Origin of the sequence: Collinsella sp. An2 (assembly GCF_002160065.1) — a bacterium.
Lineage (GTDB): Bacteria > Actinomycetota > Coriobacteriia > Coriobacteriales > Coriobacteriaceae > Limicola.
Genome location: NZ_NFJW01000006.1, coordinates 25,547 through 45,027, shown reverse-complemented (window position 1 = coordinate 45,027; position 19,481 = coordinate 25,547). Strand labels below are relative to the sequence as shown.

At 63.6% G+C, this 19,481-nt stretch carries 21 protein-coding genes and 1 riboswitch; of the genes, 8 read left to right on the top strand and 13 right to left on the bottom strand.

Going from position 1 to position 19,481, the window contains the following annotated elements; genetic code table 11:
• Nucleotides 1-430 precede the first annotated feature (430 nt).
• The 5 genes from B5F33_RS05365 to B5F33_RS05345 all read right to left on the bottom strand — a co-directional run bounded on the left by B5F33_RS05365 (nt 431) and on the right by B5F33_RS05345 (nt 3,989).
• Nucleotides 431-1,825 carry an oxaloacetate decarboxylase subunit alpha gene (locus tag B5F33_RS05365; RefSeq protein ID WP_087410773.1) on the bottom strand — a complete coding sequence of 465 codons (1,395 nt, stop codon included), beginning with the start codon at nt 1,823-1,825 and terminating at the stop codon, nt 431-433.
• A 30-nt stretch (nt 1,826-1,855) separates the two neighbouring features.
• Complete coding sequence (locus B5F33_RS11080) at nt 1,856-1,984, bottom strand: OadG-related small transporter subunit (RefSeq protein ID WP_087410772.1); 129 nt, start codon at nt 1,982-1,984, stop codon at nt 1,856-1,858.
• Nucleotides 1,985-1,999: 15 nt separating this feature from the next.
• Nucleotides 2,000-3,115, bottom strand: a complete 1,116-nt coding sequence (locus B5F33_RS05355) for a sodium ion-translocating decarboxylase subunit beta (protein WP_087410771.1) — start codon at nt 3,113-3,115, stop codon at nt 2,000-2,002.
• Nucleotides 3,116-3,181: 66 nt separating this feature from the next.
• Complete coding sequence (locus B5F33_RS05350) at nt 3,182-3,610, bottom strand: biotin/lipoyl-containing protein (protein WP_087410770.1); 429 nt, start codon at nt 3,608-3,610, stop codon at nt 3,182-3,184.
• Nucleotides 3,600-3,989, bottom strand: a complete 390-nt coding sequence (locus tag B5F33_RS05345) for a hypothetical protein (RefSeq protein ID WP_087410769.1) — start codon at nt 3,987-3,989, stop codon at nt 3,600-3,602. Before B5F33_RS05345 ends, B5F33_RS05350 begins: the two co-directional genes overlap by 11 nt.
• A gap of 329 nt (nt 3,990-4,318) precedes the next feature.
• Between B5F33_RS05345 and B5F33_RS05340 the strand changes: the two genes are divergently transcribed.
• The 5 genes from B5F33_RS05340 to ruvB all read left to right on the top strand — a co-directional run bounded on the left by B5F33_RS05340 (nt 4,319) and on the right by ruvB (nt 9,166).
• Complete coding sequence (locus tag B5F33_RS05340) at nt 4,319-4,681, top strand: desulfoferrodoxin family protein (protein WP_087410768.1); 363 nt, start codon at nt 4,319-4,321, stop codon at nt 4,679-4,681.
• 173 nt (nt 4,682-4,854) lie between these two features.
• The gene (locus B5F33_RS05335) at nt 4,855-6,855 is read left to right on the top strand and encodes a nitrilase-related carbon-nitrogen hydrolase (protein WP_143757947.1); all 2,001 of its coding nucleotides are present in this window, start codon (nt 4,855-4,857) and stop codon (nt 6,853-6,855) included.
• 87 nt (nt 6,856-6,942) lie between these two features.
• Complete coding sequence (gene ruvC, locus B5F33_RS05330) at nt 6,943-7,467, top strand: crossover junction endodeoxyribonuclease RuvC (RefSeq protein ID WP_087410767.1); 525 nt, start codon at nt 6,943-6,945, stop codon at nt 7,465-7,467.
• Nucleotides 7,464-8,081, top strand: a complete 618-nt coding sequence (gene ruvA / locus B5F33_RS05325) for a Holliday junction branch migration protein RuvA (protein WP_087410766.1) — start codon at nt 7,464-7,466, stop codon at nt 8,079-8,081. Before ruvC ends, ruvA begins: the two co-directional genes overlap by 4 nt.
• Complete coding sequence (gene ruvB, locus B5F33_RS05320) at nt 8,081-9,166, top strand: Holliday junction branch migration DNA helicase RuvB (protein WP_087410765.1); 1,086 nt, start codon at nt 8,081-8,083, stop codon at nt 9,164-9,166. The genes ruvA and ruvB overlap by 1 nt, the downstream gene beginning before the upstream one ends.
• A gap of 85 nt (nt 9,167-9,251) precedes the next feature.
• Here the strand turns inward: ruvB and B5F33_RS05315 are convergent, their stop codons facing one another.
• The 3 genes from B5F33_RS05315 to B5F33_RS05305 all read right to left on the bottom strand — a co-directional run bounded on the left by B5F33_RS05315 (nt 9,252) and on the right by B5F33_RS05305 (nt 10,345).
• Nucleotides 9,252-9,488 carry a DUF2442 domain-containing protein gene (locus tag B5F33_RS05315; protein WP_087410764.1) on the bottom strand — a complete coding sequence of 79 codons (237 nt, stop codon included), beginning with the start codon at nt 9,486-9,488 and terminating at the stop codon, nt 9,252-9,254.
• Between the two features lie 8 nt (nt 9,489-9,496).
• Nucleotides 9,497-9,751 (bottom strand): DUF4160 domain-containing protein, encoded by a 255-nt coding sequence (locus tag B5F33_RS05310; RefSeq protein ID WP_087410763.1) that lies wholly within the window; start codon nt 9,749-9,751, stop codon nt 9,497-9,499.
• Between the two features lie 363 nt (nt 9,752-10,114).
• Complete coding sequence (locus B5F33_RS05305; RefSeq protein ID WP_087410762.1) at nt 10,115-10,345, bottom strand: cold-shock protein; 231 nt, start codon at nt 10,343-10,345, stop codon at nt 10,115-10,117.
• 243 nt (nt 10,346-10,588) lie between these two features.
• Between B5F33_RS05305 and B5F33_RS05300 the strand changes: the two genes are divergently transcribed.
• The 3 genes from B5F33_RS05300 to B5F33_RS05290 all read left to right on the top strand — a co-directional run bounded on the left by B5F33_RS05300 (nt 10,589) and on the right by B5F33_RS05290 (nt 14,522).
• Nucleotides 10,589-12,136 carry a C69 family dipeptidase gene (locus B5F33_RS05300; RefSeq protein ID WP_087410761.1) on the top strand — a complete coding sequence of 516 codons (1,548 nt, stop codon included), beginning with the start codon at nt 10,589-10,591 and terminating at the stop codon, nt 12,134-12,136.
• A 153-nt stretch (nt 12,137-12,289) separates the two neighbouring features.
• Nucleotides 12,290-12,745, top strand: a complete 456-nt coding sequence (locus B5F33_RS05295) for a hypothetical protein (protein WP_087410760.1) — start codon at nt 12,290-12,292, stop codon at nt 12,743-12,745.
• Between the two features lie 103 nt (nt 12,746-12,848).
• On the top strand, nt 12,849-14,522 hold the full coding sequence (locus B5F33_RS05290) for an AarF/UbiB family protein (protein WP_239284860.1): 1,674 nt from the start codon (nt 12,849-12,851) through the stop codon (nt 14,520-14,522).
• 116 nt (nt 14,523-14,638) lie between these two features.
• Here the strand turns inward: B5F33_RS05290 and B5F33_RS05285 are convergent, their stop codons facing one another.
• From B5F33_RS05285 to B5F33_RS05265, 5 genes are all read right to left on the bottom strand, one after another.
• Nucleotides 14,639-15,244, bottom strand: a complete 606-nt coding sequence (locus tag B5F33_RS05285; protein ID WP_087410850.1) for a histidine phosphatase family protein — start codon at nt 15,242-15,244, stop codon at nt 14,639-14,641.
• Nucleotides 15,245-15,304: 60 nt separating this feature from the next.
• Entirely contained in the window at nt 15,305-15,856 is a 552-nt protein-coding gene (locus B5F33_RS05280; protein ID WP_087410758.1) for a GNAT family N-acetyltransferase, read from the bottom strand.
• Nucleotides 15,857-16,117: 261 nt separating this feature from the next.
• Entirely contained in the window at nt 16,118-17,656 is a 1,539-nt protein-coding gene (locus tag B5F33_RS05275) for an ABC transporter substrate-binding protein (protein WP_087410757.1), read from the bottom strand.
• Between the two features lie 19 nt (nt 17,657-17,675).
• Complete coding sequence (locus B5F33_RS05270) at nt 17,676-18,209, bottom strand: hypothetical protein (protein WP_087410756.1); 534 nt, start codon at nt 18,207-18,209, stop codon at nt 17,676-17,678.
• A gap of 6 nt (nt 18,210-18,215) precedes the next feature.
• On the bottom strand, nt 18,216-19,091 hold the full coding sequence (locus B5F33_RS05265) for a sirohydrochlorin cobaltochelatase (RefSeq protein ID WP_239284842.1): 876 nt from the start codon (nt 19,089-19,091) through the stop codon (nt 18,216-18,218).
• A 243-nt stretch (nt 19,092-19,334) separates the two neighbouring features.
• Nucleotides 19,335-19,476, bottom strand: a riboswitch (cobalamin riboswitch).
• Between the last annotated feature and the right edge of the window lie 5 nt (nt 19,477-19,481).

Sequence of the window (19,481 nt, the reverse complement as noted above, 5' to 3'; positions counted from 1 at the left end):
AGAAGTCTGTAGCCAGGGCCGCGGATTCGGGTTCATGTATAAGCTTTTGGGCGATATAAGGCCCGGAATCGCATTAACCGACCCTCTGTCGGGCCCCGATTCGGGCCGTCGCGTACAGACTTCTCGAAAATTTGTCCACCCCGGCCGCTCTGACCGCCGCCGTGCCCCGCCGGGAGCCCAGAAGCCCCCGAATCCTATGCAAGCCGGGCTCGATATTATGCATGCCGGGAATCGTGCGGGGCGTCGCGCCGGGAGGGACGGGGCCGGGCTGCGGCGGGACGCTCTATAAAGGCCACGGCGGCCTTTGTCGTAAACGAGCGCGGCTCGCAGCCCATACAAAGGCTGCGAGCCGCGCGGTTTTCATGTTCGATCATCGGCGATAGAGCCACGTCGCTCTGAGGCCGCCCGAAGAGGCGAGCGCCGTTGCTGGCTATCGTACGTCGATGGTGACGTTGACCTCCTGTACAGGCACATCGTAGAACGGGTCCTCGCGGCGCCCCAGGAAGTCGCGAGCCTGCTCGGGGAAGAGAGCGTAGGACAGCACGTCTTCCTCAGAGCGTGCGTAGCAGGCGATCTCTTCGCGAAGGCGGGGCAGCTGCGGCTCGATAAGGTCCGCCGGCCTGCAGGAAATGACCTCGTCGTCACCGATGATCTGTCGGCGAATGCTCTTCGAGATGGATACCGGGGGCCGCCCATACATACCGCGCACGTAGTCGCGAATCTCTTTCGGAACCACCTTGTAGCGCTCGCCTGAAAGTACGTTCATAAGGGCCTGCGAACCCACCATCTGCGAGAGCGGCGTCACGAGCGGAGGATAACCCAGCTCGGCGCGGACGCGCGGCACCTCTGCCAGGACTTCGCCATAGCGGTCGCTCGCGCCCAGGTCGGCAAGGTTGCTGATGAGGTTTGAAAGCATGCCGCCCGGCACCTTGTACAGCAACGCCTTGGGCTCGACCTCGAGCACCTTGGGGTTCAGTCCGCCGTCGGCGATGAAGCGGTCGCGCACCGTCGCGAAGTGTTTCGCGATGCGGTCGAGCCCGTCCACGTCGAGCCCGGTGTCGTAGCCCAGCGCGTCGAGCGCGATGGCGAGCGACTCGGTCGCGGGCTGCGAGGTGCCTTCGGCGAAGGGGGACAGGCAGGTATCGATGATGTCCGCGCCAGCCTCGACGGCCTTGAGGTAGGTCATCTGGGCGATGCCGGCTGTTCCGTGGGTGTGTACCTGAAGCGGCAGGTCGGTTGCTTGCTTGATTTCGCGCACCAGGTCGTATGCGACGTCGGGCGTGAGAACGCCGGCCATGTCCTTGATGCAGATCGAGTCCGCGCCGGCGCGCTCCATCTCGCTTGCGAGCGACACGAAGTAGCGGATGGTGTGTACGTCGCTCGTGGTGTAGCAAATGGCGGCCTGCACCTCGCCGCCGGCCTCCTTGGCGGCGCGAATCGAGGTGGTCAGGTTGCGCGTGTCGTTGAGCGCGTCGAAGATGCGCAGGATATCGATACCGTTTTCCACGGACTTCTTGACGAAGGCCTCCACGACGTCGTCGGCGTAGTTGTGGTAGCCCAGCAGGTTCTGGCCGCGCAGCAGCATCTGCAGCTTGGTGTGCTTCACGTGCTCACGGATGATGCGCAGGCGCTCCCAGGGGTCTTCGTTGAGGTAGCGCAGGCAGGCGTCGAACGTCGCTCCGCCCCAGACCTCCAGCGCCTCAAAGCCGCACGAGTCGAGCGGCTCCAGCATGGGGATCATGTCCTCGATGGGCATGCGCGTGGCGATCTGGCTTTGCTGGCCGTCGCGCAGGATGGTCTCCATGAAACGGATCTTGCGGGTCATATGGGTTGCACCTCCTTCAAGGTGGCGAGGTTATTCGTTCTCGGGCGGGAACATCCGCGAGAGCACGAGGGAGACAAGGTAGATGACGAACATCACCAGAAAGATGCCGCCCCAGCCCAGGCCGAGGATCTCTACGGCGATCACCAGGTTCTCAGACATGTGTCACGCCTCCTTTTAGAGCAACAGGCCCAAGATCAAGCCGCCGGCGACGACCGAGGCGATCTGGCCGGCAACGTTCGCGCCCGCCGCCTGCATGAGGATGAAGTTCTGCGGGTCCTCTTCGGTGGCAAGCTTTTGGATCACACGCGAGCTCATGGGGAAGGCCGAGATGCCCGCCGCGCCGATCATGGGGTTGATCTTCTCCTTGCGGAACAGGTTGAGCAGCTTAGCAAACATGACGCCGCCCACGGAGTCCATGACGAAGCCCACGAGGCCGAGCGCCATAACGATGAGGGTGTCGACCTGAAGGAATTCGCCCGCCTGCATGCGCACGGAGACGCACAGGCCCAGCAGGATCGAGATGAGGTTCACCAGCTCGTTTTGGGCGGTGTTGGACAGGTTGTTGAGCACGCCGCATTCGCGCAGCAGGTTGCCGAACATGAGGAAGCCCACGAGTGGCAGCGAGTCGGGGGCAACGAGGCCGGCGACCACGCAGATGATGACGGGGAAGAGGATCTTGGCCGTCTTGGAGACCGCGCGCGGGTTGTAGGTCATGCGGATGCGACGCTCTTTTTTGGTGGTGACGGCCTTGACCGCGATGGGCTGGATGATGGGCACGAGGGCCATGTACGAATACGCCGCCACCATGATCGCACCCATATATTTCGACCCCAGCGAGTTCGCAACGAAGATCGAGGTGGGGCCGTCCGCCGCGGCGATGATGCCTGTGGAGGCCGCGTCGGCGATGTCGAAGCCCAGAAGCGTCGCCACGATGATGACGAAGAAGATGCCAAACTGGGCGGCGGCGCCAAAGAGCAGCAGGAACGGGTTCGAGAGCAGCGGGCCGAAGTCTATCATCGCGCCGATGCCGATGAACAGCAGCAGCGGGAAGAGCTCGGTCTCGATACCCATATTGAAGAGCACCTGGAACGGGCCGTCGGCGCCTCCTGTCGAGAGCACGCCCGAGTTGGGGATGTTCACCAGAATGGTGCCGAGTCCCATGGGAACGAGGAGCGTCGGTTCGTACTCCTTCTTGATGCCGAGATACATGAGTATGCAGCCGATGACCATCATCACGATGCGGCCCGGCTCGGCTGCGAGCCCCATCACTCCTTCAATCAAAACTTCCAACGGAAATCCTCCTGTCGGTCGCATGCCGCCGCGACGAGATGCGCGGCGCCGGCACACGAAGCCTGGTTATTCGATGCTGAAGAGCGTGTCGCCCGGATTGACCATGTCGCCCTTGGCGACGTTGATGGAAGCGATGACGCCGTCCTTCTCGGCGACGATTTCGTTCTCCATCTTCATGGCCTCGAGCACCATCACGCGCTGGTTGGCGGTCACGGCGTCGCCCACGTTGACGTGGATGTCGATGATCTTGCCGGGCATGGGGGCAGCCTGGACGTGCGCCCCTGCGGGCGCGGATGCCGACGGGGCCTCGGCGGTAGCGGGAGCCGGAGCCGGCTGTGCGGCGGGGGCTGCGGGAGCAGCAGGCGCCGCCGGGGCGGCAGGTGCCGGTGCGGGCGCGGCGGCAGGGGTTGCGGGAGCGGGGGTCGGCGCGCCGATCTCCTCCATCTCCACAAGGTACTGGGTCCCGTCGATAGAAATCTTGAATTTACGCAGCATGGGTGTTCTCCGTCACTTTCTTTCGATAGATGCGTTTAATCGTGAACGAGCTTGTTTCCAGCGCCCCCGCGCCCAAAGCGGTGGCGATGCACGCCACGCGCGTGTACTCGGGGTTTGCCACGCTTATCCGACGCAGCACGAGGTTACTCTCGGCGTGCTCGCCGGCAGCGATGGCGGCGGCGACGATGCACGCCACCTTGTGACCTGCCGGGTCGACGGGGAGGTATGCAGGCAGCTCTTCCCAATCGGCCGCGGGGCAGCCGGGCGCGATCATCTCCACATGCGGTGCCGCGGATCCTCGTGGCGGACGGGCCCGCCTGTTTCCACGGCGCCGTGCCATGCGCGAGAAGCGCTCGCGCAACCAGGAGCGAAATCCCATAGACCGTCCTCTCCCGCGCGCCTGGAGGCGTCGCCCGGCTTCTTGGGGGCGGCGCCGCAGGGGCGCGAAGTCCAATAGTGATGATTGTATAGAGAATTTGAGGACATGCGAAGGGATGGATGTCAAAAAGCGGTGGACGGTAGGCGGTTGTCGTCGCTGCTATGTACGGGCAGGTGGCATCTGTTTCATGGCGCGACGCCGGCGGGCGCGGGCGCGTGCCGTGGGTGGAGGGGGTGTGGTCTGACCCGCGCGAGATTAGCTGACATGCATGAGGGGAATACTGGAAGGGATTGTAGACAGACCGTTTATATCTTGAAGGGATATCGATCATGGCAACGTTTTACAAGGACTCTCAGGGCAATCTATTCGCGGCGTTGAAGGCCGACGCGCCCGCCCCGCAGGGCTTCGAGGCTATCGAGGCGAACTCGGTCGACGCCGCTCAGGAAAAGCACGTGCCTGTTGTCGACCTGCAGCGCGACGGCCACGTGGTGCACGTGACGGTGGGCGAGGTCGAGCATCCCATGCTCGACGAGCACTATATCGAGTGGATCGCGCTCGAGGCGGACGGCCGTCTGGAGGTCCACGAGCTCAAACCGGGCCAGACCCCTGCCACCTTCTTCGCCGGCGGCATGAAGACGGGTACCGTGTACGCCTATTGCAACCTGCACGGCCTGTGGAAGAAGTCGTTCTAAAGGCCATGCAGCCTGCAGCAGACCGCTTGACGGAGCGCTGAGGTCCGCCGGAAGGTCAGCCCGACCAAACCGCGTCTCGGCGTACCGTCGCGCCCCCGGTTGGAGTAAGGTTGCTATAACGAGGGGTCGCCTTCGGGCGACCCCTTTTCGCGTTCGAAAGGATGGTGGCGTCGGTGAACATCGCGCTCGCGCAGATTGACATGCGCCTTGGCGATATCGAGGGTATCTGCGCCCGGGTCGAGAGTCAGGCTGTTCTCGCGAAGCAGCAGGGGGCAGACCTGCTCTGCGTCCCCGCCCCGCTGCTTGGCGGCATCATGCCCGGCGGGCTCATCGACGCCACCAACTACGAGCACGAGCTCGTGTGCAGCCTGGAGCGCCTGGCGACCCGTCTGGAAGATCTGGGCGTGGTGGCGCTCGTGCCGGCCATGGTCTCGTACGGAGGGGCACCGCTGTTCGAGGTCTTCGTTTTGGATAGGGGACATGCAGTTCCCGCCCGCACCATGCTTGCCTATCGACGCGAGCAGAACTCCGACGACCTGTGGGCGCCGCCGGTCTTCGACGTCGCGGGCACGCGCATCGCGGTGACCTTTGACGCCCGCCGGGACCTCGAGCTCTTGCCGCGCGGCTGCGACATCGTCGTCTATTTCCAGGCGAATGCCTTCGACGTGCACGACGAGTCGTCGAGCGCCGTCGCTTCGGTTGCCGACGGGCATTTTCGTCGCAAGGTGGCCGATGCGGGGGTCTGGCTGGCCTGCATGGCCCCGGTCGGCGCGTTCGACGAGGCGGTGTATACCGGCGGCTCGTTTGTGATGGACGAGGCAGGTCGCGTCGTGGCCGCAGCGCCTTGCTTTGAGGAAGCGCTGCTGGTGCAGGAGGTGCGCCGTGGGATGCAGCTGCCGTGCATCGAGACGCACGAGCTGCCGCAGTACCGTCGCGAGGAGTGGCTCTGGGAGGCGCTCGTGCTCGCCGTTCGTGACACCGCTGCTGCCCGCGGTTGCCATCGCGCCGCGCTGGTGCTCGCAGGGGATTTGTCTTCGTCGCTTGCCGCGGCGCTGTGCGTCGATGCGCTCGGCCCCCGCAACGTGGTGGGGCTGCTCGTCGAGCGCTCGGAAGTCTTCACGCCGGCACAGGAGGCCGAGGAGCGGGAGCGTGTGGAGCAGGTGCGGGCACTTGCCACAAATCTGCATATCCGCCTTGTCGAGCACGAGGCGCCGGACACCGCCGCGCTTGCCGACCGCACCCTGACGCGTCGGGAGGAGCCGTTGCTGCGCGAGCAGGCCGAGGGCATCCTGCTGGAGGACCTCGCGCGCCAGGAGCATGCTCTGCCAGTCTCGTCGATCACCAAGACGGATGCCGCCATCTCGGCGCCCGCCCTCGCGTCCGCATACCGTGGCGTCATGGCGCCGTTCGGCGACGTGTATTTGTCGAATCTGGAGTTCCTGGCGCGCGTGCGCAACCGTTCGGGCGCTGCGGTTCCGGCTCGGCTCGTCACGCTGAACGCCGTCGAGCATGCGCTCTCGGAGGCCTTTGCGCGCGCCATGAGGGGTGGTTGGGACGAGACCGAGTGGGCGGACCACATCGCACGCGTCCTCACGCCGCTCGAGCCCAGCCAGGTCGATGGCATCCTTGAGGCCCATGTCGACCGCAACCTGCCCTTTGAGGACCTACCGTTGGTGGAGACCGACCGCGAAGCCGTGTCGCTGCTGCTGGTGTTGGTGCGGCAGGGGGAGTATGCCCGCCGCATGCTGCCGATGGCGCCGATCGTGTCGGGTCGCTCGTTTTCCGAGCGTCTGTGGCCCTCATCGCTTGCCTGGTCCGACCTGGGACGTCACGGCGAGGAGCCGCGCGGGGTCGATGCGCTTGCGAGGGAGGAGCTCGGCCGCATCTCTAAAAAGGGTGACGAATACGGAGAGCGCGTGCGCGGCGAGGTCATGGGGCTCATCGGGGACATGCTGGGCATCACGCCCGAGCAGCTCGAGCACCTGCAATCCGAGGAGGGGCAGCGAAAGATTCGCGAGAACCTTCAGCGATTTGAAGGACAGGTGCAAGAGGCCATCAACCGCATAATCGAACATGCGGGCCAAGAAGGGCCGTCCGATGGGCGTCCCTCGGCTGCGGGCGGTTTCGAGGTGCCGCATCCTGACCGGAATTTCCCGTTTTTCTCGCAGAACTAGGCGCGCGCACATCGGTCATGCTATAGTAGAACAGATGTTCGAAGATGTGCGGCTGCACCGCGCATGGCATGCGAGAAGGAGGTGCCCGTGGTCATTCTGGGTCTCGATCCCGGCCTGGCTAACACCGGCTGGGGCATCGTCGAGGAGCGCCGGGGCGAATGCCGCTGCCGTGCCTACGGGTGCATCCACACCACCACCGATCAAGAGCTCGCGCCGCGTCTCAGGCACATTGTCGATGAGCTCGCCGCGGTCGCGCGGCGCTATCATCCAGACGTCGCGGCCATCGAGAGCATCTTTTTTGGTGCCAACACGCGCTCGGCCATTCCGACGGCGCATGCGCGCGGGGCGGCGCTCGTGGCCTGTTCGCTTGCGGGGCTCGAGGTGGGCGAGTATACGCCCATGCAGATTAAGCAGGACGTCGTAGGCACCGGCGCCGCCGACAAGCGACAGGTTATATATATGGTGCGCAACCTGCTGCACCTGGACCACGATCCTCGTCCTGACCATGCGGCCGACGCCCTTGCCTGCGCCATCTGCCATGCCCACCGCTGCTCCACGGCGGAGCTCACGAACGGCCGGTTCGTGCAAGAGAAAGGGAATCCGTACTCATGATCGCTCAACTGCGTGGAACGCTGCTGGAAGCCACCATGTCCACCGCTGTGCTGGACGTAGGGGGTGTTGGCTACGAGGTGGGCATTTCGGGTACGACGGCCGCCGCGCTGCCCACACCCGGTGAAGAGGTCCGTCTCTATACGCGGATGCGCATCTCGAACGACGTCGTGTCGCTCTTTGGGTTCTCGACCGCGGCAGAGCGCACCGTGTTCGACCGGCTCGTCTCCGTTTCGAGCGTCGGGCCACGCCTGGCGCTGTCGGTTCTCTCTAAGTTCACGGTGGGACAGCTCTACACCGTCGTGCTCTCGGAGGACGCCAAGGCCATGGCGACGGTTCCCGGCGTGGGCAAGAAGACGGCACAGCGCTTGATCTTGGAGCTCAAGGGCACCTTTGCAAAAGACCGCGGCCTGGCCGGGGAGGCCGTTCCGGCCGCCGGGCAGCTTCCCATCGGGGCCGCCTCCTCGGACGCGCTCGGCGATGCGCGCGAGGCGCTGCTCTCCATGGGCTTCAGCCCGCAGGAGACAGACCTTGCTCTCGAGGGGTATGATGGCCGTGACATGCGGGTCGAGGATATCCTCGCCGCCGCGCTCAAGCGACTGGGAATGGGAGCATGATGTGGGAAGCCGATGACTCGCGAGACCTGTGGGAGGACGTTCCGACAAGCTCCGGCTCTGCCGTTTCCCACGGCGGGGCGCATGGCGATCGGTTTGTCACGGGCAGCCTGACGAGCGACGACCTGGATGTCGAGCGATCGCTACGCCCGCAGCGCCTGGACGACTACTGCGGACAGGACCATATCAAAGAAAGCCTGCGCATCCTCATCGAAGCGGCGCAGAGCCGCGGGGAGTGCCTGGACCACGTGATCTTCTCGGGCCCGCCGGGCCTGGGCAAGACGACGTTGGCCACCGTGGTCGCCAACGAGCTTGGCTCGCAGATCAAGACTACGTCGGGCCCGGCAATCGCGCGGACGGGCGACCTCGCCGCGATTCTCACCAATCTCCAGCCCGGAGACGTGCTCTTCATCGATGAGATTCACCGTCTCAACCATTCGGTTGAGGAGGTGCTCTATCCCGCGATGGAAGACTTCGCGCTCGACATCGTGATTGGCAAGGGGCCGGCGGCGCGCTCCATTCGCTTGGAAATTCCCCATTTCACACTGGTGGGCGCGACGACGCGCTCTGGCATGCTTACAGGTCCCCTGCGTGACCGCTTCGGCATCTCGTTTCGCTTGGACTATTATTCGGTGCGCGACCTGGCCCAGATCGTGACCCGCTCGGCGACGATTCTCAACGTGCGTATCGATCAGGAGTCCGCCGAAGAGATCGCCTCGCGCTCACGCGGCACGCCGCGCCTGGCAAACCGTCTGCTCAAGCGCGTTCGCGACTACGCGCAGGTGCGCGGCGGGGGAGACATCGACCTTCCGATCACCCGCGAGGCACTTGAATTCTTCGAGATCGACGAGCTGGGGTTGGACTGGATGGACATCCGCATCCTCGAGACGCTGGCGCGCACGTTCCGCGGAAGGGCGGTGGGTCTGAGCACCCTGGCGAGCGCGGTGGGAGAGGACCCGGCCACGTTGGAGGACGTCTACGAGCCCTATCTGCTGCAGCGCGGCCTCATGGTGCGCACCAAAAACGGTCGCATGGCAACGCTTGCCGCCTACGACCATCTGGGCATGGAACCCCCTGCGAATCTGTAAATGTGCTTACGCGGCAGTATTACAAAAGAGAAGAGGCCTGTCTCGCACGAGCGGGGCAGGCCTCAAGGCATATTGTGACGAGTGCTCAGCATACAACGCAGTTCTCATAGAGCTCTTCCGGCGCTATGTCCACACCGCACGGCCAGACCGCCGTGAAGCCATCCGAGCAAACGGAAGCGAACTCCGAAGGGCTGGAGAGTTTGGCAAACACGCCTTTCCCAATGAGCGGCGCCATATCGTATGTTCCGTGGCGTCCGTCCTGGAATTCCAGGTAGAGGGTTGAGTTGTCAATAGCTTTGGCAAGCGTGACGTGATACTTCATGGCGACTCCTACAGCGGGCGGATTCTGAAAAGCTCCTGTTTGTTGCGAGCCAGTTCCCAGTTTGCGTTGAGCTCGTCAGTGTTGAGTACGGCCCATGCTGCTACGAGTTTCTTCTGCTTGGTCGGAAACTCTTCTTGTAGAAGCTCTCCGTCAAAGGTGAAGCACGCTTCTTCGTCTTGATAGCGCGCATGAAAATGAGGCGGTACGTGATCTTGGTAGTACATGTAGATGATGATGCCATAGAACATCGAAATTGCTGGCATACCAACACCTCCATATGGATGCGTTGTTACATGCGGTTACAATGCCTTTGAAGGAGCGCATGCGGTCCCGTTGAGAAAGATCAGTGATAATTATGCCCATTTTTGCTCATAGCACCATCGTCAGTGTTTTGCGAGCATGCTGCGTCATCGTTGGCGCGGGAGTTGCTTATGGACGGCTTGAGCTGATGTATTGAGGAGATGTCCGGAGAATTAGCTCGAGAGAACGCACGGACATGACTTCAGCCAACTTGAGTATTGTATCGAGCGGCTATGCGGGAAAGAAAACAAAACGGGGCGTCCCACGCCAGCTTTTGATCTGAGCTCAGAAGCTTGAGGGGACGTCCCGTTTAGCGCTGCAGCGGCTTAGCCGATCTTCCTCACGTTGAGGGCCTGTGTCTCGCCCGGCTTCTTGCCCGGACCGACCTCATACTCAACGCGATCGCCCTCGTCGAGAGACTTGTAGCCATCCATCTGAATGGCGCTGAAATGCACGAAGACGTCGGAATGAGGAGCGTTTTCCGGAGCCTCGTCCGGCTCGATGAAGCCATACCCCTTCTCACGGAAGAACGATTTCTTAAGCGTACCGGTAGCCATGCTAACCCTTTCTTCGTAGGCCCCGCGCGGGGCTCATGCGGTGTGTCGCGGTCGCGGCACACTGATTGGGCATCATACCCCGGGACGCGCCGCCTCATGCATGAATTTGACAGATTGCAATCCGCCGACGACAGAGCGTTTCCGCGCAGCCCGACCACGTCTGCAAGGTACCTCTCTTCGCGTGTCGGGGGTGTCTGCGTGCTACCCTGTGGAAGGTATGACTTCGATCTCAGGAGGAACCCCATGGCATGTACCACCATCTTGATCGGCAAGAACGCCAGCTATGATGGGTCGACCATCATCGCCCGCAACGAGGACTCGCCCAACGGGCAGTTCGAGCCCAAGCGTATGCACGTCGTGAGCCGCGAGGAGCAGCCGCGCGTCTATACGAGCGTCGAGTCGCATCTTACGATCGAGCTTCCCGAGGAGCCCATGCGTTACACCTCCGTTCCGGACGCTCTGCCGGGTCACGGCGTGTGGGCGGCCGCGGGCTTCAACGAGCGCAACGTGGCGATGACCGCGACCGAGACCATCACCTCGAACGAGCGCGTGCTGGGCGCGGACCCGCTTGTGGTCTACACGCCCGCCAGGGGCACCGAAGGCGAGGACGGCTATGTCCCCGAGGTGCCCGGCGGCATCGGCGAGGAGGACATGGTCACCCTCGTGCTGCCCTATATGACAAGCGCTCGTGACGGCGTGCGCCGCCTGGGCGCCTTGCTCGAGCGCTACGGCACCTACGAGATGAACGGCATCGCGTTTTCCGATGTGGACGAGATCTGGTGGCTCGAGACCGTGGGCGGTCACCATTGGATCGCCAAGCGCGTGCCCGACGACGCCTATGTGACCATGCCCAACCAGCTGGGCATCGACTCCTTTGACCTTGCAGACGCCGAGGGTGAGGCGCGAGAGCACATGGCGAGCCCCGACCTGCGCTCCTGGATGGCCGAGAACCACCTGGACTTGACGCTTTCCAGCGCACGGGTCGGATTCTCTGCGGAGCGCTCCGCCAAGGGAGGTTCGGTCTTCAATCCGCGTGACGCGTTTGGCTCGCACAGCGATTCGGACCACGTATACAACACGCCTCGCGCCTGGTATATGCAGCGCTGTCTCAACCCGAGCGATCGCTGGGACGGCCCAGCCGCGCCGCTGCGTCCCGAGTCCGACAACATTCCGTGGTCGCGCGTTCCCGAGCGCAAACTCACCATTGAGGATGTCAAGTATGTCCTTTCGGCCCATTACCAGGGAACACCTTACGACCCGTATGGCAAGGCGGGCACCGACGCGACGCGCGGCATGTATCGCCCCATCGGCATCAACCGCAACGGCCAGCTCGCGGTGCTGCAGATTCGTCCGTATCGTCCCGAGTCCTCGCGCGCCGTGCAGTGGATGGCCTTCGGGTCCAATCCGTTCAATGCCCTCGTGCCCTTCTATGGCAACGTCGACGAGGCTCCCGAGTACCTGTCCAACACGACGGCGCGCGTGACCACAGAGAGCTTCTATTGGGCGAACCGTGTGATCGCGGCGCTTGCCGACGCGCGTTTCCACGAGAACTCCGCCGCGGTCGAACGGTATCAGGAAACGGTAGGGGCGCTCGGCCACAAGATGCTGCGCGAGACCGATGCGGCCGTGGCCGACCTGCCCGCCGCCGAGGTCCCTGCCGCTCTGGCAAAGGCCAACGAGCGCATGGCGGCGACGCTCAAGAAAGAGACCGAGGGGCTGCTGGCGAGCGTGCTCTATACCACGAGCTGCGCCATGAAAAACGGCTTCGCGATGTCCGACAACGAGCGATAGCGAGCTCTGTTCGGGGCCGTCGGCACACGGCGGCCCCGCAGCGGGGCGCGCCGTCTGTCCGCACGCCTCGTTATGCTGTGAGCCAATGGGGTACAAGGAGGGAAACGCCGGCCGGCCCAGCACCGCCGGCTTCCAGCAGAAAAAGGAGACACCATGGCCACGACTTTCGAAGACCTCGTCAACAACATGGTCAATATCGGCATCGGCATGGCTGCGACTGCGGCCGAGAAGGGCAAGGAAGTTCTGGATGACTTCAACGCCAAGGGCGAGCAGGTTCGCAGCGAGAAGCCGACGTCCGATTTCGCGCGCTCCATGTCCGACGTGTTTGTGCGGGCCGGCGGGGCGTTTAGCGATGTGACCGAGCGTCTGAGCTCCCAGGGTTCGACTGTTGCCGAGCGCGTGCTCGACGAGCTGATCTTGGCCCGCGTGCGCACGCTTACCATGGCGGAGCGCACCGCCTTCCTGGCTCATGTGCGCGACCTCGTCGATTCGGTTGACGATGCGACGGTCACCGTCGAGGTCGAATCGGTCGAGGAGGACTCCGAGGAAACCGCGCAGCCCGATGCGGACGCGGCGGACGCCTCGAGCACGGACGGACAGGACGCTTAAGCACATGCCTATCGATGCCGGCAAGCCTGAGACACATCGCGAGCCCCTCATTCCCGAGGAGCCCGGCTTTACCGAGGATGAGCCGTTCATCCCCTCGCGCTCGATGCTCCATCGTGAACGGGCGGTGGACGAGTTTCCCGAAGAGCCCGAGGTCATGGCTGAGACGGAGAAGTACCAGCTCAGCTTTGCCGGCCGTCGCAAGCGCATCGCAGAGATCTTCCGCCTGGCGCGTAAATACGAGGTCTGGAACAACATCACCCCCGTGCGTCTGCGCTGCCTGCTCGAGGAGCTTGGCCCCATGTTCGTCAAGATGGGGCAGATTCTTGCCAACCGCTCTGAAATCCTGCCGCAGCGTTTCTGCGATGAGCTGCGCCGTCTGCGCACCGACGTGGAGCCGGTTCCTTATCCGGTGGTTCTGGAGTGCCTTGAAGCGGAATACGGCAAGAAGCTGGGAGATCTTTTCGACGCCATCGATCCCAATCCGCTTGGCAGCGCTTCGCTCGCCCAAGTGCATCGCGCGCGCCTCGTTTCCGGCGAGGACGTGGCCGTAAAGGTCCAGCGACCCGGCGCCCAGCAGGTCATGGCACAGGACATCGACATCATGCGCTCGCTGGCCCGGCATGTGTCGCGCTTCATCAAGACCGACCAGATCGTCGATTTGCGCGACGTGGTGGAAGAGCTGTGGCAGTCCTTCCGCGAGGAGACCAACTTCCTCATGGAGGCACGCAACCTCGACGAATTCCATGCGTTTCATGCGAGTGCCTGGGGCATCTCGTGCCCTCGATCCTACCTTGACCTCTGCACCGAGCACATCGTGGTCATGGACTACATCGACGGCATCTCGATTGCCGAGCCCAAGCGGCTGGAAAAAGCGGGATACAAGCTTCGCGACATTGGGTCGAGAATCGTCGACGACTATGCGACGCAGGTACTCGACGACGGTTTCTTCCATGCCGACCCCCACGCCGGCAACATCATCCTTTCGGACGGCGTGATTTACTTTATCGATTTGGGGATGGTTGGCCGCATGTCCTCCCATGACCGCGGCGTGGTGAAAGAGATCATCTTTGCCGTGGCGCAAAACGATGTGCCGCGCCTCAAAGATGCCTTCATGCGTTTTGCCGTCTCGCGTGGGGACACCTCTCAGATCGACCACACCGCGTTTCTGACGGACCTCGACTATATCGTGCAGGACTTCGGTGGACGCGACCTGGCAGATCTTGATATCGGCCGCTTCCTGACCGCCCTTATCAATCTCGCACGCAAAAACGAGATCGAACTACCCAGCGTGGTCACCATGTTCGCACGCGGCATGGTCACACTTGAAGGGCTGCTTTCCGAGTACATGCCCGACGTGAACATGATCCAGATTATCTCGGAACACATTGCCAACGAGACGAGTTCCTTCGAGCGCGCCGAGCAGGCCCTGCGCGATTTGGTCTCGGGGACCGGCCGCGCGGTCAAGGGATCTCTTGAGGCTGCGGAGTACCTGGGCCTTGCCTCGCGCATGCTCACGCGCGGGCAGCTCAAGGTGAACACGGAGCTCATGGGCTCGGAAGAGGTGCTGCGCCATGTGGGCGGCATCGTGGACCGCGCTTCGATGGCCATCGTCATCGCCGGCCTGTTCATCGGGTCGTCGGTGGTGTATTACGCAAAGATCGAGCCGGTCATCTTCGGCATCCCCGTTATCGGGTTTCTAGGATATCTGTCGGCGCTCGTGCTCGCGTTGATGCTGGGCCGCGAGATTTGGCGCAACTCCCATGGGAAGCGCCGATAGCGGACATTCCGGTTGGCGCCCTTCTGATTCCCCGCGGGCGTTTCCCGCAGGCGAAGCCGAGGACCACGCCCGCGGGGAATCAGAAGGGCGCCTTGCGGCGGAGTCTTGGCTCGAGCTTAGGCCTGGTCCGCCTGGTTCACGATGCGGGTGTTGGTGAACGTGTGGTCCTTGGGGTCGTAATCAAAGACAAGGATGCAGCAGTTGCCCAAGAAGACGTCTTGGGGGCATGTTGCGCGGGATTCCCAGGCGAGTTTGAACTGCGTGATGATCGCCCCGTGCGCGACCGCTAGCACGTTTTGGCCGGGGTGCTCGTCCATGGCGCGCGTAAGCGCCTCGACGATGCGCTTACGCGCATCCAGCTCACGGTCGCCGCCACATGCCACGAGCTCGTCGTGGGGGTTCCACGGGCTGATGGGCATGTCGGCCATCGGGCCTGCCTCGTAGGTGCCGTAGCAGCGCTCGATGAGGCCGGGCTCGTCGGCTCGCGGGACGCTCGCAAACGCCGGATTCTCATCGATCACGATGCTCAGGGTGTCGTGGGCGCGCCCGAGGGGAGAGGAGCATGCATAGCCGATCTCGACGTTTTGGTCGGCAAGCCATCGCGCCGCCTCGCGTGCCTCGTCGATGCCCTTTTGGGTGAGCGGCGAGTCGCAGTGACCCTGCACGAGGCCCTTGAGGTTGTATTCGGTCTGGCCGTGTCGCATGAGATACAGCCGTTGCATGGTGCTCATCTTCCTTCCAGCGGGCGCGTTCCCGCAATCTGAGGTCTCACGTAAGGGACGTTACAGCAGCTTTTCATAGCCGATGCGCACGACATCGGTCTCCTGGTCGCCCTTGGTGGCAAGCTCGAAGCGCCCAAGCTCGGTAAAGCCGTTGCGCTCCAAAAAGCCACGCATAGCCAGGTTGCCCGGATGTGTGTCGATGCGGATGCTCTGGCGACCCGCTCCACGCGCGACGTCCTCGGCGGCAGCAAACAGGAAGCCCATCACCCCCCGTTTGAGCGCAGACGCGGCGGTCGCGCAGCGGTGGATGGCAGCGTAGGGGACGGGCTCTTCCGTGGGGTTCGGGGTAAGCCAGGGAATGTTGGCAATCGAATACTCGGGGTCGACGTCAAGCCGGAGGGCGAGCGTGCCCACAAGCTCCCCTTCATGGTCGACGGCGACATAGCAGGCGTTCTGGGCAAGGTCTCCCTGCACGGAGTCCAGGTTGGGGTAGCCGCACTGCCACTGCTCGATGCCGAAGCGGGCGATTGAGCGCTTGCCGTCTTCAAGAATTTCAAGTACGCGCGTCGCCTCTTCGGGGAGGGCGCGGCGCATGGTCAGCGTATCGGTCATCTGTGCCTTCCTATGCCTTTCGGTAACCGGTCACATGGATTGCATGCGGCGCAACTTCTTGGCTGCACTACGATAGGCCATCTTTTCGCCGGCGTGTCGTTCGCTTGCCGACTTGAGCAAACCGGCACAAAAGGCTGCCTGTCGTGCTGGCTTGCATCGTGCTTTCGGCTCCACGTACGGCCGGGTTGCGTCTCTAGGAGGCTGAACCCGGCCGCCCGCGCCTGTGGATTCGGTCCACGTGCCGCGCTGCGACGCGCTGTGCTACGAGATCTTGCGGAAGTAGGCAAGCTGCCCCGCGTTGCCGGAGACGATGGCGTGAAGCTCTTCGATGATGTCGGCCGAGTCTGCCATCTGCTGGTACATGTTGCGGTTGCAGATCCACACCTGGCCGTTCTGTACGGCGCGGAACTGTGCGAGCAGCGGGTTTTTGGCCACGAGGTCGTCGATGGCGTCAATGCTGTCGTCGGTCGTGCCGTTGTAGATGATGATGTCGGCATCGCGGGCCATGGCATAGAACTGTTCCATCTCGACCGTGACGGTGGAGGACGAGGTCCCGTCATCGCCGGGGAGGTCCGAGAAGAGGTACGTGCCGCCGGCGAGCTCGATCATCTGCGATACGTAGTCGTTCGAGCGCCGGGTCACGGCCGCTCCGTTGGAGTTGATGTAGAAAAACGCCACCGTCTTGCCACTCGGCTCGTCCGCCGAGACCTGCTCGATGCGCTCGCAAGCCTCGTTGAAGAAGCTCGTCGCCTCGCTTTCGCGTCCGAAGAGCACGCCGAATAGCTTGACCCACTCCAGCCGTCCCAGGACCTCGGTCTCGCGGCTCGAGAGCTCGGTGAGGACGGTGACTCCCAGGTCTTCAAGCTTTTCGCGAACCTCGGGCGTGTGGTAGATCATGGTGTTCTCGACGGCGAGCGTGCAGCCGGCTTCGGTGATGACCTCGTAGTCGGGGGTGTTGTAGCGGCCCGCATAGGGGATGGACCCGTCTTCGATGGCGTCCTTCAGGCGCTCGACCGAGCAGGTCTGAGGGGTTACCGAGGTCGCGGCCACATGGTCGAGCGCATCGATCTTATCCACAAGACACGCCACGGCCGACGACACCAGATAGACCTGGTCTGCCGGCTGCGCGACGACGCGGATGTCCGAGGCAAGGCCCTCCGGAGCCTGCTTGCCCTCGGGAACGAGCAGGTACCTGCTGCCATCGGCAATGCAGATGAGCCGATAGCCGCCCTCGTAGTCATCGACTGTGAAGTTCTTCGCGTGTGAGAGGTCAAGCGACGAGACAGGCGCCCATCCACAGCCCAGATCGGGATTGTGGTAGTCGGCGACCAGGATCGCGTCCCCATCGCTTGCCGTAGAGGCACCTTGGTTTTCGTCGCCAGCATCGCCAAGGTGCAGGGTGTAGGAGATGAGGTGCGGGTCGCCCATGGCGGTGGTCCGCGCCTCGACCGCCACGTTGCCTTCGAGCGCGGGCACGGCGATCTCGAAGGTCGAGCCGTCCTCGGTCGAGGTGGGCGCGTATTCGACGCCGTCTACGACCATGAGGTCATAGTTCGAGCTCGACCACACGACTTCAAGCGTGATGCGCCCATCCTCCACACGCGCCTCGGCAGGGCTTTCGACCGTCGCCCTGCCGGAGCCGCCCTCAAGCTCAAGCGATACCTGGTAGGAGCCATCGGCGGGCGTACCGTCGGCTGTAGGCGCCGAGGTGCATCCGACGGCTGTCAGCAAGGCGAGCACCAGCAGCGCGACGCATGCGAGGCGTGCAAAGGGGGCTCTAGTCGTGGAGGCGCGCATCATGGGGATCCTCGTTTTTCGATTAGGCGTTGGCTGCGAAGGCGTCTGCCGGCAGGCTGTCGGAGCGGAACACGAGCACGCGGTCGTACCACTTCTGCTTGCGGATGCTGAACGCCGCGCAATCGACGTCGCTGTCCAGGGCGGGAACCGCGACGGTGTAGGAGTAGGAGCCGTCGGCGCCCTCGACGAAGTACGAGCAGTCCTCATCCGGGGCTGCGGCGGCCTGCTCGCCCGTGCCCATATAGAGCTTCTCGTAGCCGGTGCCCGAAAGCGTCATGGTGCAGGTCATGCCGTCGTTCGTCACGTCGAGCGTCGCTGCGACGATGCGGAACATGCTGGAGCTCGAGTCGACGTCGATCTCATAGGACCCCGGCACGAGCATGTCGGCCGTGATGGGCGTCGTCTTTTCGCTGGAGGACGCGTCCGTGGAGCCTGTGGATACGACAGCGGAGCCTGTGGCCGCCGGCGCGGAACCGTTTGTCGCTGCTGGCTGAGCGCTGCAGCCGGAAAGAGCGACGATAAGGGTGAGCGCGCACGCGCCGTAGGTGAGCTTCATGAATACCTATCCTTTCAGGCTGTCGATGGCAGCCGAGACGTGGTCGACGTAGATTGAATCGATGCCGGCGTACTGACCCAGGCCGGCGAGGATGCAGGTGGTCTCGATGCCAGCCGCCTCGAAGCGCGAGACCCAGGACTCGGGGTCGTTTCGGTCAGCCATGTCGTTGGTTGCATGGTCGCCGGCGACGACCATGAGCGGGGAGAGCGCGGCGCGCGTATAGCCGGCCTCGGTCACCGCGCGGATCACGTCGTCGCAGGTGGGTTCGGCCTCAACCGTGCCCACGAAGAACTGGTGCTGCCCGCGGGCGTCGAAGGTCTTCTGCAGGGCGGCGTAGACACCGTTCGCGTCGGATTCGGTGCCGTGCCCCATGAGGACGAGCGCGCACGATCCGTCGTCGTAGTCGGCGAGTTCCTCGGTCAGCGCGTCGGCGACGGCGTCGAGGTCCTCCTGCGTGTCGAGAAGCGGCCGTCCGAGCACCACGTCGTCAAAGCTGTCGCGCACCTTCTCGAGCGCGTCGGCGAGGTCGGTGTACTCGTAGCCCTCCATGAGATGCGTGGGCTGGACCACCAGGGTGCGCACCCCGTCGTCGATGCAGCGGGAGATCGCCTCGTCGACGTTGTCGATGGAGATGCCGTCGCGCTCTTTGAGGATGTCGATGATGGTGTCAGAGGTGAACGCGCGTCGCACGTCATACGTGGGCTGGAAGCGTTCGCGGATCGCCGACTCGATCGCCCCGATCGTGCTGTGACGGCTCGAGGCATAGCTCGTGCCAAAGCTCGTTACGAGGATGACGGGCTTGACGGCGGCCTGCGCGGCCGTCTGTGCGGCGTCGTTGGCGCAGCCGGCGAGCATCGCGGCGGCGGCTCCGACGCCTGCCACCGTCGCTCCTTTCACCAGGTTTCTGCGAGTCATGCTGGTTTTGGCCATGGCTTCGTCCTTTCTTTGTGCGTATGGGGTCCGCCCGTGCGGTCGCACGGGCTCACGGGACGTCTCGCGCATACGAAAAACGCTCTTCGACCGGTCGGAGAGCGCACAGGACGAAGCGCCCGCCGGCCTCCATGCCGACGCGGCTCTTGAATGTGCGGTCCCTCCGGGGTTCACGGAAGGTCGGCGCCACGGCCTCGAGGGCCGAGAGGGGACGGCAAAGCAGTCTGGCTCGCGCGGTGAGGCCGCGCACACAGTAATGGCCCTTGCTCAGGATTCGCACCTGATTCCCTTTGATGACCCGGCGGTACGAGCGCCGGCCGTCTCCTGGTTCATATGTCGGCC